The 17492-nt window shown below is 64.4% G+C and carries 11 protein-coding genes; 3 read left to right on the forward strand and 8 right to left on the reverse strand.

The features are described from left to right. The first annotated feature begins 205 nt into the window (after nucleotides 1-205). Nucleotides 206-766, forward strand: coding sequence for a VUT family protein (locus XpruCFBP8353_RS08815; RefSeq protein WP_101362879.1), 561 nt, complete (start codon nucleotides 206-208; stop codon nucleotides 764-766). A gap of 93 nt (nucleotides 767-859) precedes the next feature. On the opposite strand, the gene glnE is transcribed toward XpruCFBP8353_RS08815, so the two are convergent. Further along, complete coding sequence (gene glnE, locus XpruCFBP8353_RS08820) at nucleotides 860-3685, reverse strand: bifunctional [glutamate--ammonia ligase]-adenylyl-L-tyrosine phosphorylase/[glutamate--ammonia-ligase] adenylyltransferase (RefSeq protein ID WP_101362880.1); 2826 nt, start codon at nucleotides 3683-3685, stop codon at nucleotides 860-862. A 162-nt stretch (nucleotides 3686-3847) separates the two neighbouring features. Between glnE and XpruCFBP8353_RS08825 the strand changes: the two genes are divergently transcribed. Together XpruCFBP8353_RS08825 and XpruCFBP8353_RS08830 are read left to right on the forward strand one after the other, a co-directional pair. Continuing rightward, nucleotides 3848-4366, forward strand: a complete 519-nt coding sequence (locus XpruCFBP8353_RS08825) for a cupin domain-containing protein (RefSeq protein ID WP_101362881.1) — start codon at nucleotides 3848-3850, stop codon at nucleotides 4364-4366. Continuing rightward, nucleotides 4366-5283 (forward strand): SMP-30/gluconolactonase/LRE family protein, encoded by a 918-nt coding sequence (locus XpruCFBP8353_RS08830; RefSeq protein ID WP_101362882.1) that lies wholly within the window; start codon nucleotides 4366-4368, stop codon nucleotides 5281-5283. The genes XpruCFBP8353_RS08825 and XpruCFBP8353_RS08830 overlap by 1 nt, the downstream gene beginning before the upstream one ends. A gap of 265 nt (nucleotides 5284-5548) precedes the next feature. Here the strand turns inward: XpruCFBP8353_RS08830 and XpruCFBP8353_RS08835 are convergent, their stop codons facing one another. From XpruCFBP8353_RS08835 to XpruCFBP8353_RS08860, 7 genes are all read right to left on the reverse strand, one after another. Then, on the reverse strand, nucleotides 5549-7990 hold the full coding sequence (locus tag XpruCFBP8353_RS08835; protein ID WP_101362883.1) for a hypothetical protein: 2442 nt from the start codon (nucleotides 7988-7990) through the stop codon (nucleotides 5549-5551). A 92-nt stretch (nucleotides 7991-8082) separates the two neighbouring features. Beyond that, complete coding sequence (locus tag XpruCFBP8353_RS08840) at nucleotides 8083-10260, reverse strand: translocation/assembly module TamB domain-containing protein (protein ID WP_162300988.1); 2178 nt, start codon at nucleotides 10258-10260, stop codon at nucleotides 8083-8085. Nucleotides 10261-10846: 586 nt separating this feature from the next. Beyond that, nucleotides 10847-11920, reverse strand: coding sequence for a 3-deoxy-7-phosphoheptulonate synthase (locus tag XpruCFBP8353_RS08845; RefSeq protein ID WP_101362885.1), 1074 nt, complete (start codon nucleotides 11918-11920; stop codon nucleotides 10847-10849). A gap of 27 nt (nucleotides 11921-11947) precedes the next feature. Next, nucleotides 11948-12331: a hypothetical protein gene (locus XpruCFBP8353_RS23385; protein WP_133125635.1), complete on the reverse strand. Its 384-nt coding sequence runs from the start codon at nucleotides 12329-12331 to the stop codon at nucleotides 11948-11950. 324 nt (nucleotides 12332-12655) lie between these two features. Further along, complete coding sequence (locus XpruCFBP8353_RS08850; protein WP_101362886.1) at nucleotides 12656-15445, reverse strand: TonB-dependent receptor plug domain-containing protein; 2790 nt, start codon at nucleotides 15443-15445, stop codon at nucleotides 12656-12658. 363 nt (nucleotides 15446-15808) lie between these two features. Further along, nucleotides 15809-16759, reverse strand: a complete 951-nt coding sequence (locus XpruCFBP8353_RS08855; RefSeq protein ID WP_101362887.1) for an IS5 family transposase — start codon at nucleotides 16757-16759, stop codon at nucleotides 15809-15811. A 452-nt stretch (nucleotides 16760-17211) separates the two neighbouring features. After that, nucleotides 17212-17472 carry a hypothetical protein gene (locus tag XpruCFBP8353_RS08860; RefSeq protein ID WP_133125636.1) on the reverse strand — a complete coding sequence of 87 codons (261 nt, stop codon included), beginning with the start codon at nucleotides 17470-17472 and terminating at the stop codon, nucleotides 17212-17214. Nucleotides 17473-17492 lie beyond the last annotated feature (20 nt).

Here is a 17492-nt window from a genome sequence, read left to right on the forward strand (position 1 = left end):
GATGTGACTACCGATTGCGGTCACGATGCACGCACGCGCCAAGCCGGTCACACGCGCGATACAGAGGCGGCCCTACTGCTCAACGCCTGCGCAACACGTCATGGAGCCGTCATGTGTGGAGGCCGCGGCAGGCGACCGCATCGTTGCGCTGGTCCATCCCTCCCGCGGCAGGGATAATTACGTTCCCAATCAACACCGTGTCGCCATGCGCCCTGCCTCGCCACCTGCATTCGCACCGCTCACAACCCGCGCATTGACCTGGGCGGTGTTGGCAATGGGTGCGGTGGTGCTGCTGTCCAACATCCTGGTGCAGTACCCCATCAACGACTGGCTGACCTGGGGCGCGTTCTCCTACCCGCTGGCATTTTTGGTCAGCAATCTGATCAACCGCCGCTTCGGGCCGCGCGCAGCACGCACGGTGGCCTGGTGCGGGTTCGCACTGGCGGTGTTGCTCTCGTTCTGGCTGGCGACGCCACGCATTGCGGTGGCCTCGTGCAGCGCCTTTATCGCAGCGCAATTGCTGGACATCAGCGTGTTCGACCGTTTGCGTAACGGCAGCTGGTGGCGCGCACCGATCGTGGCCACCACCTGCAGCGCCACCTTGGATACGACCATCTTCTGGAGCATCGCCTTCGCTGGCGTGGGCCTGCCGTGGATCAGCTGGGCCGCCGGCGATCTGGCGGTGAAGCTGGGCATGGGCGTGTGTCTGCTTGGCCCGTTTCGCGCGTTGCTGTGGCGTAGCGCGCCGCGTCGACAGAACGCATAACGCGCTGGTGCGTGCGTTGCTTCCGCGAGGACGGCAACGCAGTTCTTATCGCTTGCTGCGCACGCATCGAGTGCAGCGCACCCAGCGTTGCACTCACAGCGCTGCTTCATCCTTGCCTAGCGGAAATGTCAGGCCCTGCCCCCGCGCTGCGTTGAAGATGATGCCGCGCGCCTGCTGGATGGCCGGCGTCGGTGCGATCAGGCGCGGACGGCGGTCCAGCGTGCAGCTCAGGCCGGCATCCACGAGCGCTGCATGTGCCTGATGCAGCGGTGCGACGCGGTCATCCGGCAGCCAGCGCACCTGCACCAGCGCATCGATCAACGCAGGCGTATCGCAAACATCCAGGAGCTGCGGCTGCTGTGCTGCCAAGCCGAGCACGCCGGCCTGCAGGACGAATTCCAGGTCCACCAGACCACCGGCACCTTGTTTGAGATCCAGCCGGCCGGCATCGCTGCGATCCAGTTCGGCGCGCATACGTGCGCGCATCTTGCACACGTCCTCGTGCAACTGCGCGGTGTCGCGTACGCGCATCAGGGTGTAGCGACGCACCTGTGCAAACGCATCGCAAAGAGCAGCATCGCCGGCAACCACGCGTGCACGCACCAGGGCCTGATGCTCCCAGGTCCAGGCGCGTTCGCGCTGGTATTCACGGTAGCTGGCAAGCGACGACACCAGCGCCCCCTTGCCGCCATCCGGGCGCAGTCGCACATCGATGTCGTACAGGCGGCCGGCGCCGGTCTCGGCAGCGAGCAATGCCATCACCTTCTGTGCAAGCCGCGCAAACCAGCGCCCGGCCTCCAGTGGCCGCTTGCCGTCCGAGGCATCCACCTCGGACGGATGATCGTAGAGAAACACCAGATCCAGATCCGATCCGAACCCCAGTTCCAGCCCGCCCAAACTGCCATAGCCGATGATGGCGAAGCTGCCGCCGGGCACGTGTCCGTGCGCTGCCACCATTTCACTGCGCGCCAGGTGCAGCACGGTCTGCACCACGGCTTCGGCAAGCCAGGCCAGTTGCCGGGTGCTCTCCACCGCCTGCTGGCGGCCATCCAGCGTGGCCAGTGCAATGCGAAAACTCAGTGCAAGCCGGCGCTCGTTGAGTTCACGCAGCGCCGCTTCGGTGTCGTCGATGTGCAGGGTGTCGGCGCAGGCCGCGTGCAGCGCTGCGCGATCCGGCAGTGGGCCGCTGATGCGGGTGTCAAGCAATTCGTCCAGCAGCAGCGGATACGCCGCCAGCCGCTCGGCCAGCAGCGCACTGCGCGAGAGCACATCGACCAGGCGTGCCAGCGCGCTGGGTTGCTCGTCGAGCAAGGCGAGGTAGCTGGTGCGGCGCAAGGTGGCCTGCAACAGGCCAAGCATGCGCCGCACCGCCGCATCCGGCTGGCTGGCGCGGGTGGCCGCGTGCAGCAGCGCCGGCATCACCCGATCCAGCCGCGCACGCGCGCCATCGGACAGTGCGCGCACGCCGGACGACTGCGCAAAGTCGGCCAGCGCCTGATGCGCGCCGCCGGGATCGCTCAAGCCAATCCCCGACAACGGCGTTGCATCGCCCTCCGGCAGCGCGCGCCAGTAATCGGCCAGCGTATCCGGTGCGGTAGCGCGTACACGCGGGGCCAGCAGCTCGGCAAATTCGGCCGCAACCCGCGCGCGTTGCGGCGCCAGCGCGTCCAGCAGGGCCGACCACTCCGCGTAGCCCAGGCCTAGCGCAATCCGCTCGCGATCCAGCGGTGCCTGCGGCAATGCGTGGGTCTGCGCATCGCGCAACATCTGCAGGCGATTTTCCAGGCGACGGAGAAAACGATACGCCGTGGTCAGCGTCTGGCCATTCTCCTGATCGATCTGACCTGCAGCCACCAATGCCTGCAGTGCGGGCAGCAGCCGGCGCTCGCGCAGACTCGCCTCGCGTCCGCCGCGAATCAGCTGCAGCGATTGCGCCAGGAACTCGATTTCGCGAATCCCACCGGGCCCACGCTTGATGTCGTCCAGACGGTCGTGCCGCGCGACTTCGGCAGTGATGGCCGCCTTCATCTCGCGCAAGCCGTCCAGCGCGGTGAAGTCCAGATACCGGCGGTAGACGAACGGCCGCAGGGTTTCCAGCCAGGCTTCGCCGGCGTCGATATCACCGGCCACTGCACGCGCCTTGAGCCAGGCATAGCGTTCCCAATCGCGTCCTTCACGCTGAAAATAGTGGTCCATGCCGGCGAACGACAACGCCACGCGGCCAGCGGTGCCGAATGGACGCAGGCGCAGATCCACGCGATGGCTGAAACCATCGGCGGTGGTTTCGTCCAACAGCTTGGCCAGCTGCTGACCCAACCGCGCGAAATATTCTTCTGCTGCCAGAGGGCGCGCACCATCGGATTGACCGCCCTGCGGATAGGCGTACACCAGATCCACGTCCGACGAGAAATTCAGCTCGCCCCCGCCCAGCTTGCCCAGCCCGAACACCACCAGGCGTTGCACGCTGCCGTCTTCGGCAATGACGTTTCCATGGCGGGTTTCGAATTGCTGCTCCAACGCCTGCAGCCCGCAGTGCAGGCAGTGTTCGGCCAGCCGGGTTGCGCCGGCCAACGTGTCATCCACGCTGTCCAGGCCAAGCACATCGCGCCACACCAGGCGCGTGGATTCGGCGCTGCGGTAGCGCCGCAATTGCGCAGGCCACAGCTGCGGCTGCGCGGGATCGAGCTGCGGCAATGGCAGCGGTGGCGGATCGGGCTGTGCCAGGTGCTGCAGCAATGATGGTTGCCGCGCCAATGTGTCGAGCGCGAAATCGCTGACTAATGCCACCTGCGCAAGCTGTCGATCGAAATCGCCGCCCGACCCCACCTGCTCGGCAGGCAGCGATGGACGGACGCGCGCCACGGCCCGCTCGATCAGAGCGGTGAGCGCAGCAGACATGGAAGCGGTAGGCATCGACATGCGGGGATTCTGGCATCCCTGCCACACAGTCGGTGTGCGCATGCGCGAAATGCCGCGCCGCGATTGCAACCGGGCAGGCTGCATTTCGCCGCCTTGAACATCGCGCTTACGCGGCCCTGACGACACCCATGCTGCACTGCGGTTTTCACACGAGGCATCGCCATGTCGCCCACCACAGTGCCTGCAGCATTGCTGCCCTCGCAGATTCCGCTCGACACGGACGGCAACGACCCTGCGCTGCCGCCCAGCCTCCCCTTCCTGCATCTGTGGACTGGACCGGATGGCAAGAGCTGCCTCAACGCCTCGCAACTGCCCGGCTTCGGCAGCAAGAGCGTGGGTGGCGGCGCGGCACCGCAGTGGTTGCGGCCGTTTCCGGGCGAGGTGCTCGGCATCCAGTTCGCGGTGCTGCCGGTGGGCTGGGTCGGCGACTGGCACGAGAGCCCGCACCCGCAATGGGTGATTCCGTTGCGCGGCCGCTGGTTCATCGAAACCGGCGACGGCACACGTGTCGAAATGGGCCCTGGCGACATCCACTTCGGCCAGGATCAGGGCACCACCGATCAGCGCGGCCACCGCTCCGGCCAGCTGGGCGATACGCCCTGCCTGCAGATGATGGTGCAATTTGCGCAATCACCCGGGGCCGCCACTGCGCATCCGTTCGGCCATGCGGCGCCACGTTGATGGACAGCCACTGCCGCGTTCGCGCACCCGGCGCGGCCCAGCCCGCTGAATGCCCGCCCCCCATCACACCGCACGCTGCCGTCGCGGCGCGGCTGGGTAACGCGCGTCTGCAAATCATCTACGACCAGGCCACCTGGAGCGAAGGTCCGGCCTGGTGGGAGGCACAGCGCACGCTGGTATGGAGCGATGTGGTGGGCCGCCGCGTGCTTGGCTGGCGCGAAGACGGCGCGGTGGACGTGCTGTTGGACGCGACCGCCTTCACCAACGGCAATGCGGTGGATGTGCAGCAGCGGCTGGTGCACTGCGAACACGGGCGCCGCGCGATCACCCGCAGCGATGTGGATGGCCAGGCGCATTTGCTGGTGGGCCGTTTCGAGGGCAAACGGCTTAATTCGCCCAACGATCTGATCGTGGCGCGCGATGGCGCAATCTGGTTCACGGACCCGCCCTTCGGGCTGCTCAAGCCCAGCCAGGGCTGCCCGGGCCCGCAGGAATTGGACCATCACGGCGTCTACCGGTTGCCGCCCGATGGCGGCGCCCTGCAGTGCATGGTCAGCCTGGATCATCCCAATGGACTGGCGTTCTCGCCCGACGAACGCGTGCTGTACGTGTCGCAGACGCCCGAAGGCGGCCCGGGCGAACCCGACATCACCGCCTTCGATTGGCGCGATGGCGGACTGCACAACCGGCGCCGCTTCGCAGTGGTGCCGGAAGGCCTGCCGGATGGAGTCTGCGTGGACCGCCAGGGCTGGCTATGGAGCAGCTCCGGCGCAGGCGTGTGCATCTTCGACAGCGACGGCCAATGGCTGGGCCTGGTGCCGACACCGCACACGGCCTCCAATTGCACATTCGATCTGGAGCAACGGCGGTTGTTCATCACCGGCGGCAGCACGTTATGGCTGCTGGAGCTGCAATAAGAGCAGCTACCAGAACGATCCGCAGCCGCCAGGCAGGCGTGTTCGAAGTCCGTCATGCGGCGGGTTGGCGCTTGACCCGGCAACGTTCAGGCAATAAAAAGCCCGCTTGCAGCGAACTGCCAGCGGGCTTTGCTCCCTCCCCCACGTCGGGATGCAGGATCATAGTGCGCGCCCCGAATCCGACTTGCACGCTGCACTGCAAAACAATACTAAGCAGTACAGAACTGGTGCTTTTTCCTTCACACCCGTGCACGCGCTCCGGCACTCAGCGCAGCAGGTCCGGCTGTGCGCGATACCACTCCTGTGCACGCAGCAGATGCCACTCGGGCACATCGCCGCGCAGGCCCACGGCCGCACTCAGCAGTCCCCAGCGCGCCAGCAGGCTGCCGCTGCGTTGATTGCCCCGCAAACGCAGGCGCGCATCGACCTGAAAGCGTTCGTTACGTGCCTGCAACTGGTCGACGGTGACCGTTTCGCCTTGCCAATGCACCCATGCGGTCACCTGCGCCTGGCCGGCATCCACCAGCTGCAGCATCCAGTTCGGAATCGAACGGTCGCGTGTGTACAACGCCATCAAAAATGCCAGGTCACGCACCTGGATGCGCACACGTCCATCGACACCGACCGGCTGACGCCATTGCATGCGCGTGTCGTCGAGCACGATGCGCGCCCACCAGCCGTCACGACGCTGCCCGTCCGGGCCGGTGAATCCAACATTGCGCAGCTGGATGCTGCTGGCATCCAGACTGAAATTTTCGGCAAGTAGATCACCGCGCTGCAGGCGCAGATCCGCATCCACATCGCCGCGTAATGCCAATCCGGCAAACTGCAGCCGCGCGGCACGCGCACCGATGCGCAAACCGCCTTTGCCGATGCGCCCGCCCGGCTCGATCTGCAAATCGCCGCTGAGCACGCCGTTTCCGCCGTCGAAACGCAGTTGCTGCTGCGGCAGATAGCGGTTGTAGGCGCGCAGATCCGGCACGCGGGCATCAGTAAACACCAGATGCGCGCGCGTGGCATCGCGCAGGCTGCTCAAGTTGCGCGCATCGGCGCGTGTGCGCAGATCCAGACGTAAATCGCGGCCTTGCACGAACGGGCGTGTGGGTGCGTCGCCATGTGCGATGGAAAACTGCTGCATCTGCAGTGCGAGCGCCGGCAGCAAGTGTCCATTGGCATCGGCATCCACGCGAAGATCTGCACTGGCCTGTCCGGTGATCGCGTGCCCCATGACACCCACGTGTGCCTGCACGTGCGGTACCTGCAGGCGGCTGCCGGCGGCAAGCTGGCCGCGATCGATCTGCAAATCGGCATCGACCAGGCCATCGCCTTCCAGCGTGAGCCAATCCACCTCCGGAAACAGCGCGGGAATCCAACTCAACGAAGACAGTTGCCAATGCAGCCGTACATGCCCGGAGGTGCGCGGCAACAGGCGGCGCATGGGTTGCCATGGCAATTGCCGGCCTTGCACCCGCAGGTCGGCATCCAGCGTCAGCCCGGCATCGGCCGGCTCGGGCATGCTCACCCGCAAACGCAGGTTCTGATCGACCTGCAACTGCGCGGTCAGTTCGCCCAGCAACGCGGCCGGTGCGCGCGTGCTGTCGTGCAGCAGCGCGCGCCAGTGCAGTTGGCTACCGGGCTGCAAGGCACCGCGTATCCAGCGCAGTTCACCATCTGCACGTCCCTTGCCGGCACGTGTTGCGACGGTGTGCCGGCCCTGCGCATTGCGGGTGACATCCAGCGCTGCGGTGTCGCCATGCAAGGCGATCAGCGCATCGGTCAACTGCAGCACCGCTCGTCCACTTACCTGATCCGGTGAATGCCGCGCGATGCTGGCTTCGATACGCAGCTGTCCATTGCGCATCACTTCGTGTTCGCCCCAGCGCACACGCGCCGATTCGAATACCGCACGCGAAGGGAAGATTTCCATCGGCCCGCCACGCAGTCGTTTGAACAGGCCGAGTTGCAACTTGCCCTCACCTTCAATGTGCAGCTGACGCAGCGACACGTCCTGCACCTGATCGGCAACGATGCGGTCGAATTGCAGGGTCCAGGCGGTTGGCGGTGTTGGCGTGCTGGCTTGAGCGTCAACGCGCTGGGCTGATTGCGGCGCACCGGATGTGCGCGTCGCGTTCGTTGTGGTGGTTGTGCTCGTTACGCGCGGATTCTGCGCGGGCGGCTGCGCCGTCGCCGTTTTTTCGACATTGGGCGTTGCCGTGGGCGTCCCCTCGTTTGCTGAAGCGGCCGGTGTATCGGCCACTCCCTTCGCCGGAGCGACGGCAGCACGCGTTGCTTGCGTTGCCGCAGGCGATTGCGCCGATGCCGTCCCGGGTACGGCAGTAGCAGCCTGCATGCCGCCACGCACGCCGTGCGCGTGCAACTCCGGCACCAGCAGTTGCCGGTGCACCAATGGCAGCAAGCGAATCTGTCCGCTGAGCCTCTGCGCACTCACGTTCCAGTTCGTGCGCGTCGAATGGCCTTGCAGATCGACCTTCCACAGCACCACACGCCCAGGCCACCAGGTCAGCCCCGTGCCCCATTGCATCGTGAACTTCTCGGGCGAGCGGTTCAGCGCAGCCGGGCCGAGCGGTGTGTTGAGCAATAGATTGCCCACCAGCAAATAGCCTGCGTACAGCGTGATCAGCGCAAATAGCGGCCAACGCAGTGCGCGCGGCAAGGCGCGCCAGCGGGCGCGAACAGGCATCGGCATGACGGCAGGCTCCTGAAGGCCGCGCACGCGGCATGCGCAGTGTGCCAAGTCTGCCGTGAGCAGGACGCAGCGCTATCGCGGCGGCAACCGCGTCACTTGGTTTTGGAGACCGCGGGCAACAACCCAGGTTGCGCGTCATACCACTCGCGCGCGCCGGCCAGATGCCATTGCCGCTGCTTGCCATCAAGCTCGATGCCGGCACCAAGCACGCCCCAGCGCAGATACAGATCGCCGCGCCGCTGCGCATCGTTCAAGGCCAGCCGCGCGCGCAGCGACAGACGCGCATTTTCCGCATGCAGGTCGTCGACCAGCAACTGCTGCTTGCGCCAACGTACCCGGCCGGTGGCATCCAGTTCGCCCGAATCCAGCAAGCCGAGTACCCAGCGCGGATAGTCGGCGCGCTGCGCGAACACCGACAGCAGCGGCGAGATATCACGCATGCGAATGGCCGCATCGGCATCCACCTGGAACGGTGCGTCGGCCTGAATGGTGCCGGCACCAACCTGCAGTTCACCCCACCAGTTGGCATCGTTGCCGTCGTCGCCCACCCGCATGTTGCGAAGGCGTATGCGCGTACCGCTAAGGTCGAAGAACTTGTTCTTGAAGTCTGCGCGCTGCAGTGTTGCCTGCAGCTCGGCATCGCCGCGCATCTGCACGCCGGCCAATGCCAGATGCGCGCCTTGGCCGCGCAGATTCGCATGCCCGTTGCCGACATCGCCGGACGCATTGAGCGCCACATCGCCGGTCAGGCTGCCGCTGCCACCGAGCAGGCGCACGTTGTTGCCGGGCAGATAGCGGTTATAGACGGTGAGGTCAGGCACACGCGCATCGCTGAAACGCAGCTGCGCCGTGAGGGTGTCACTCAAGCGGGCCAGCTCGGCATCGCCATGCATGGCTAGCTGCAGATCGCGGCCATCCAGCAACAGGTGTTTGGGCGCATCGCGCGGCGCCGCCTTGAAGGTGGGAATGGTCACATCCAGATGCGCCTGCGGGGTGGCGGCATCGTCGATGCGCCCGTGCGCCCTGGCGATACCGGTCAGTCGCGTGTCCAACACCTGCGCCGCCGCCTCGACGCGCGGGATATCCAGCGTGCTGCCGCTGGTGAGCCGCCCCTGAGCAAGGCGTAGATCCGCCTCGACCAGGCCGCCGCCTTCCAGCTGAAACCAGGGCTTGCGCACGAACAGCTCGGCAATCCAGTTCAAGGACTCAAACTTCCAACGCCCGCGCACCTGCCCCGACATGCGCGGCAGCACCTGTGCCGGCTGTTCGAACGGAATGCTGCGTCCGGCGATGCGCAGATCGGCGTGCAGTTCGCTGCCGGTCTTCTCATCGCGCGGCAGCCGCGCCTGCACGCGGATGTCCTGCGCCACATCCAGCTGCAGCGCGAGCATTCCGCGATCGGTGGCGCCGACGCCTGCCAGCAACGGCAGCCGCCACACCGCACGGCTGCCCGGACTCAGCGCGCCACCGTCCAGGCGGATATCGGCCTCCACCCGCGCCGCCGAGGGTCCGCTGCTGACGTCCACGTGCGGCGCGCCGGTATCGATCTTCAGCGCCACGGTATTGGCCTTCAACTGCAGCCGCGCACGGGTGATGCCGAGTTTGCGCAAGCCGGGGGCTTGGTCGCGGTAATGGCGCGGGAACTGGAACTGCGCGTCCAACTGCGCGCCATTGAACACCTGCACTCCGTCGTAGCTGACTACTGCATCGGTAAAGCCCGCTTCGGACGGAAACAGCTCCGACGGCCCGCCCTTGAGTTGCTTCAGGAAACCGACCTTGCCGTGTCCTTGCCCGGCAATCAGCAATTTGCCCAGACGCGCACTGCGGATGCTGTTGCTGGTGATCGCATCGAAGCGCAAGGTCCAGCCCTGGTCACCACGTGGCGGCGGTGGAATCGACGTATCGGACGTTTCCACTTCCGCGCTCACGCCGGTGGCGTGCAGCCAAGGCAAACACACTTCGCGCCGAAACAAGGCCAGCAGGGCAATCCGTGCATGCGCGCGGTCGGCATGGAAGACGTACACGGTGCGGTTGGCCTGCCCGCGCATGCGCACGTTCCAGGCGATGACCTCGCCCGGGAACAACGTCAGCGCTGGGCCGGTCTGCATGGTGAACTTGTGCGGCTGCCGGTTGGTGCTGGCGTCGAACAGCGGGGTATTGAGATAGAGGTTGCCGGCCAGCAGATACAGCGCGTACAGCGCCAACACCACGACCACTGCACGACGCCACGACCGTGGCCAGCGCTGGAAGCGATCGCGAAGTGAGGGCATGGGCACAGGCAGGAAAGAGTCTGCCGCCACTATCGCGGTTATGCCGACCGCGACGCGTGAATACGGCTGTTGCCGTTGCGGGGATTGGCGGTAGAGCTTGGCAATTGACGAGCGGCCAATCGCGATTGCAGCAGGATCGCATCCCAGTCAATGCGTGCACTGGTGCTGTGCTGAATATTCGGCATCAACAGCCCGTGCGTTTAACGCTTCTCACACTTCATTGCCGCCGCCGACATGCAGCGACATCGCAAGGTCACGCGTTGGGCGGATAACGTGACTGCCCGCTCGCTTGAAGTGACAGGAAGGCGCTCTCCCCCTCCTTCCACGGAGCGAAACGGGCCATCACTCGGTGGTGTCCAATCCGTCGGGCCGGCTCCCTGCGCCGGCCCGACGTTCTCGGTCTGCAGCGGCCATCAGCGCGCGCTCGCTCGCGCGCTGCCCGATGTCCTCACTGCAGTGCCGGTGGACGGTGCGAACGAGGACGCAACGCAAGCCAGCCAACGCGCTGCCTCGTCATCACTGGCCGTTGGCGATGCGCCATGCAGCATCAGCAAGCGTTGCCGCCGCTGATGATGCAGTCTGCAACTCACGCAGCCTCGGCAATCCGTCGCGCACGGCGCGCGCGCACTGCTGTCGCCAGACGTTCCAGCACCTGGACCGAGGCATCCCAGCCGATGCAGCCGTCGGTGATGCTCTGCCCATAGGTCAGCGCACAACCCGGCACCAATTCCTGGCGCCCACCGACCAGGTGGCTCTCCACCATCACGCCGACGATGCGCGTTTCGCCTGCTTCCAGCTGACGGCTGATGTCGTCGATCACCTTGGGCTGATTCTCTGGGTTTTTACTGCTATTGGCGTGGCTGGCGTCGATCATCAAGCGTGCCGGCAAGCCGGACGTGTTGAGCACCTGGCTGGCCGCTTCCACATTGGCCGCATCGAAGTTGGGCTGCTTGCCGCCGCGCAGAATCACATGGCAATCCGGGTTGCCCACCGTCGCTGCCACGGCGGTATGTCCGTCCTTGGTCACGGCCAGGAAATGATGCGGATGCGAGGCCGCGCCCACCGCGTCCACCGCAATCTTGACGTCGCCGCCGGTGCCGTTCTTGAAGCCCACCGGACACGACAAGCCCGAGGCCATCTCGCGATGCACCTGGCTCTCGGTGGTGCGTGCGCCGATCGCGCCCCAGGCCACCAGGTCGGCAATGTATTGCGGCGAGATGATGTCGAGAAATTCCACGCCCGCCGGCAGCCCGAGATTATTGATATCGCGCAGCAAACCGCGCGCCACGCGCAGGCCCTTGTTGATCTGGAAGCTGCCGTCCAGATCCGGGTCGTTGATCAAGCCCTTCCAGCCGATGGTGGTCCGCGGCTTTTCGAAGTACACCCGCATCACGATTTCGAGCGCGTCGCCGAACTGGTCGCGCAGCGGGCGCAGGCGGTGTGCATAGTCCATCGCCGCGACCGGATCGTGGATCGAGCAGGGCCCGATCACCACCGCCAGGCGGTCGTCACGGCCATGCAGGATCTCGTGCAGCGCGGCACGCGAATTGGTCACGGTTTCGGAGGCACGCTCGTCGCAGGGCAGCAGCGATAGCAGCTGCGAGGGCGGGGCAAGGGCTTCGATCTTGCGGATACGCAGGTCATCGGTCACAGGCGGCATAACAGTGTCTCGGTGGGCGGTGTTGCATCAGGGAGCCAGGCGCGGCGGCAACAAAAAAGCCGCCAGTGTGCGCTGGCGGCTTTTCGGGAATGCTGCTGAAGTCTCCTTCAGGGTGAGCGCAATCCGTCCTCCGCCAGCGGCATCGGAAAACCGTAGTACCAAAAGTAAAACTGGCTGCGGGGTGCGTTCATTGGGTGCATTGATACCACGCACGTTTGGCCGTTGCCACTGTTTCATCGGCAACGGACCGGGCACAGGTTTGAGCAAACGTCCTGTGCCGCCGCTGGCCGGCATGCACATCGAAGCGCAATGATCGTTGAAGCGGTGATTTCGGCACAGGGTGCAGGGCCGATAACCCACCTGCTGGGTGGCGGCATCGCTGTGGCCAATCGTCTCGATGCGACCAATCAATGAAGCAGTGATCTAACGGGTTGCCTCAACAGATGTCACGGCACACCGGGAGCATCGCCATCTCAAAAGGCCGCGTATGCTTCGGCGCGGCACCAGCGATCTACCGGGTGCATTGCGACCACGTCGCCAACTCAACACATACATCTCAGTGCCGAACGTGGCGTCGTACGACGCCAAGGCACATGTGGCCGAGCGCCCATGTTGGCTTCGCTGATAGCTGCGATCGCCACCGCGATTGCAGACTCTTCCACTCCGTTGCAACACCGGCATATGGCACCCGCACACCACCACACCAACCGTGACGTGCGGGTGCGCTGCGATCACTCAGAACGTAAACACATACTCAGCCGCCACTTCGCGGCCGATCGGATTGAACAACGTGGTGTTGTAGAAGCCGTAACCATAGAAACGTTCCTTATGGTCGTAGCCCACTTCGTTGAAGACGTTGTTGACGTAGAAATTGACCTTGGCGTGGTCGGTGATCTTGTACCCAGTGCTCAGGTTCCAGTAGATCGCCGGGCCCACACGGCCGAAGTAGCGCTTGCTGGTTTCGCCCAGGTGCACGTTGGCGGTATCGGTGACCAGGCACGCATCGGAGGCGCTGGGTTGATAGCCGTCGTCGAAGCGTTCGCAGGTGCCCCAGTTGACGGCGCGCATCGAGCCAATCCGGCGAAAGTAGACGGTCCAGTCCCAGGCACCACCGTTGTCCCAATGCACGCTGCCGCGCACGCGACTGCGCACACGTTCGTCGCGACGGTTTTCGTCGCTGTCGGTGCGATAGATCTGCTCGCGATAGGCGATCAGATTGTTGTAGTCCAGCGATAACTGGAAATTGCCCCAACCAGCGGTGGCCAGGCGATACTTCAACGCCGCATCGATGCCGGAGGTTTCCATCTGCGCCAGGTTGATCGGGCCGCGCTCGATACTGGCGATGGTGCCGTCGGCATTGCGGCTCACGCGTGAGGTGATGGTGTCGCAATAGCCCGCGCCGCCCGGATTGTTCCAGGTGCCGCCGCTGATGGTGGTGCCGGTGCGGCAGCCAGCTTCGGCCGACAGGATCTCATCGCGGTCCAGATCCTTGATCATTTCCTGCAGTTGGATGCGGTAGTAATCCACACTCAACGACAGGCCTTGGGCGATGTCCCATACCACGCCACCGGTGAACGAGCGGCCGGTTTCCGAGCGGAGATCCGGGGTACCGCGACGATTGACATCCACGGTGTAGTAGATGTTGTTGTTTTCGTCGTTGCAGCCGCCGGTCAGGTACGCGCCCGACGAAATGCAGCGGTACTGATCGATCACCGTCTGATTGGTGGAACTGGGTTCGCCCAGCACGTAATGCATGTCCGGCGCGCGGAAACTGGTGGCCACCGTGCTGCGCACCAGCAGGCTTTCCACCGGCCGCCATTCCAGACCGGCACTCCAGGTGGTGTCGCTCTGCGTGCCCACATCCGTGGGGATGGCAGCCGAAGAACGGTAATTGCCGTAGCGGTCGTAGCGACCGGCCACATTCGCGCTCAACGTGGAGAGCAACGGAATCTGGAATTCCAAACCCGCCGAACTGCGCATGCGTTCGCCGCCACCGCTGTCCACCACGTCCACCGGGTAGCACTCGTTGGCGCACGGATCGGGCGAGAGTTGATAGCCCTGCTTTGCGACTTCGGCCACGGTGGCGAAGCGGATCGGCCCGGCCCAGCCCTGCACCACATCGCCGCTCACGCTGAAGCTGGCTTGATTGACCCACGAATACGCCGAGTTGTGCGACTTGGCGACCAGGGCGTCGTATTGGTCCGCCGACAGTGGCGTGTACAAGCGCGCTTCGTTGATCGCATAGATCGGCGTGCCATCGGCCGCGGTGCCGAGGGAGCTGCCGAGGAAGTAGTCGGTGGCGCGCGCGGTATCCACGGTGCGAATGTATTCGTCCACGGTGTAACGCGAACGGCCGACGCTCAATTCCCAATCGAAACGGTCGGACCACACCCCGCGCAAGCCGGCGCTCAGATCCCAGGATTGTTCCTTGTTGTAGTTGGCCAGCCGGTCCCAGCCGCCGGCTTCACGCCGGGTGAGCTGGCGGATCAGGTTCAACGAGCGACCGGTCGCCGCGTCCTGGAACGGGCCCAGATAGGCGTAAGGCGGGTCGTAGGTCCAGCGGCCGATACTGCGATTGGCCGATAGCGTGGCCCAGGCTTCGGTGTGTTCGCCGAACTTCCAGGTCCCGTAGAGATACGCCGAATAATCCTCGCTGCCGGTGACCAGCCCCCAGTCGCCGTAATCGTGTGCCACGCCGCAGTAACTGCCGGCGTTGGTGAGCGCGCCGGTGTTTTGGTTGTAGCTCAGTCGCTGCCCGTCGATGAACTCACCGCCGAAGCGCGCGCAGGTACCGGCCGGTGGCGCCAGGCGCTGGTTGGTATTGGCGTCGATCAGACTCAGACCGGTGAATGGGTTGAAGCCGTACAGGCGGTTCTGCCCGGTCCAGTTGGAATAGGACATGTCGTCCGAATCGTCCATTTTGGAGCGATCGCGTCCGCTCAGCGGGTCGCGCTTGGTGGCCTGCAGGGCGTAGGTCAGGCTCCAGTTCTCGCCGGTGCGCCCGCCGGCCCACGACACGTCGAAACTATCGCGTCCACCTTCGGTCGCGGTGCCACCGCGCAACCGCACCTGGTCGCCCTGATAGTCGCGCTTGAGGATCACGTTGATCACGCCAGCCACGGCATCGGAGCCGTAGATCGCCGACGCACCGCCGGTGAGGATGTCGATGCGCTCCACGGCTGCGGAGGGAATATTGCTGTAGTTGGAGAAGTTGCTTTCGCCGCCGTAGGGCAGCGGGTAATCGGCCACGCGATGGCCGTTCACCAGCAACAGGGTGCGGCCCGGCCCCAGATCGCGCAGATTGATCGGCGAGGCATTGGGCGTGTGCGAGCCCCACTGCGTATCGGCTTCCACCGAGCCCTGCTGATTCATGCTGTTGAGCACGTCATAGACGGTGGCGAAGCCTTCCTGCTGGATCTGCTGCGCGCTGATGGTGACCACCGGCTGCGCGCCTTCGACCTGCGCGCGCTTGATGCGCGAGCCGGTGACAATAACTTCGCCCAGGTCTGTGGTTTGTTGCGCCATCGCCGGTGGAGTGCAATGAAGCGCGGTCACGGTGCAGAACGCGAGAAGGGTCCGTTGGTAACGGTGCATGCTGGAATCCCCGATGCAGGTTGAGAAAAGAGACGTCGTCGATCACGGCATCCCCAGTACGCGCATGGCCCCCTGCCTCAAGTGCCCAACAAAACTGCTATGCAGCGACAAGGCTGTCAATACGCTGGACAACGGCCCGACATCCCTAAGGAAGCTCTGAACAACGCGGCCTGAGAGCGCGGAATGTCGCATCGTTCCGGAGAGTCGCGTTTGAATCTTCGGATTTCTCGCCATTTCTGGCTCTTTCCGTGGGAATTCCACGGAGCACAGGCGCACGCTCCCCATCGCAGGCAGTCACTGCTTTCGCTTCATCCACAGGTTTGACAGCGCAAACAACGTCAGTACTGGCGCCGTATTCTTGACCAGGCCGCAATAGCGGACCTTGGTGTAGCCGAACTGGCGCTTGATCACCCGGCATGGATGCTCCACCGTCGCGCGCGCGCTGGCCTTGAAGGGCTCCCAACGCTGTTCCCGAGCACGCTCGCGCTTGTTGCCGATGCCTTGCATCGTCGAGGGCCTGGCGGCGATGAAGAATGCAGCCTTGCACGCCTGCAGTTCGTCGCGTTTGTCCGCGCCGGTATAGCCGCTGTCGCCGAACACGCTGTCTTCTTTGCCATGCAGCAACGTGTGCGTCACCGTGACATCGGCGACATTGGCCGCTGTGCAATGGACGTGGTGCACCAGCCCGGAAAACGCATCCACGCCGATGTGCGCCTTCATCCCAAAATACCACTGATTGCCCTTCCTGACCTGATGCATCTCGGGGTCGCGCGCGCGATCGGCATTCTTGGTCGAACTGGGCGCAGCGATCAGCGTCGCATCGACGATCGTACCCGACTGCAGGCTCTGACCCTGGCGCGCCAGATGCGCGTTGACCGCCTCCAGTATCCGTCCGGCAAGGCCATGGGTCTCCAGCAGGCGCCGAAAGTTCAAAATCGTGGTCGCGTCGGGAATGTCGTCCAAGCCACCGAGCTGGGCAAAGCGCCGCAAGGTCGGGATCTCGTGCAGCGCTTCTTCCATCGCCGGATCGCTCAACGCATACCACCGCTGCAGCAAATGAATCCGCAACATCCTCGCCAGGGCGTATGGCTGTCGACCAGGGCGCCCCGACACCGGATAGTGCGGCGCGATCAGCCCGAGCAAGTGCGGCCACGGAACGACCTGCTCCATCTCGGCCAGAAAGATCTCGCGCCGGGTCTGCTTGCGCTTGCCCAGGCCCTCAGAGTCACCGAACGTCAGTTGCATGGATGATTCTTCACTGTGTGGCAATAGTGTCGCGCATCTGCCGTGGTTTGTTCAGAGGTTCCCTGGGCTTCTCATTGCCTAATGCGTAAGGCAGTGAACGCCGCCGACAGCAGTGAACGGCTACTCGGCGGGATAAGCGCGCTTGATGACCGTTTCGCAATGTCTGGCGCGAGCGAACGACTTGATCGCGTTCAGCGACTCCGCTTCATCAGCACTTTTATGGTGCAGACCGACCCGATAAAGCATGCACATGCGGCTAGCACGGTATGGCGAGCAGACAACTTGCACCAATTCGGATAATGACTACCTGATTTTGGTGCGAATTTCCCCGCACCGGTGCAAAACCCGGCGGCACTACGCCGTGCGCTAGTAGAGAGCCAGCTTCGGCGAAAAACGATTCATAGGCAGGCCCAGGTAGTCGATCCCCAGCACCGCGCGCAATTAGCGACGAATCACCTGGCATGCACGGCAAGGTGTAGGGAATCCATAAAGTGCAGCACGTCCAGCATGCCGCTCTGTGCACAGACATGTCTGAATTCGTAGAGGCATAGAACAGAAACGGCTTTCACAAGGGAAACGATGCGCACCTCGTCAAGGGCCTGGCATCGCAGCGCTTGGGCGCGAGAAAAATCCATTACTCGCTTCTCTTGGAAGTCGCAAATTTCGCTTATCAACCAAAGGTGGTCGAGCTTGCTCCGATTATAACCAAGCATCATGTAACTCCTTTTTTCAA

Origin of the sequence: Xanthomonas prunicola, from assembly GCF_002846205.1 — a bacterium.
Taxonomy (GTDB): domain Bacteria; phylum Pseudomonadota; class Gammaproteobacteria; order Xanthomonadales; family Xanthomonadaceae; genus Xanthomonas; species Xanthomonas prunicola.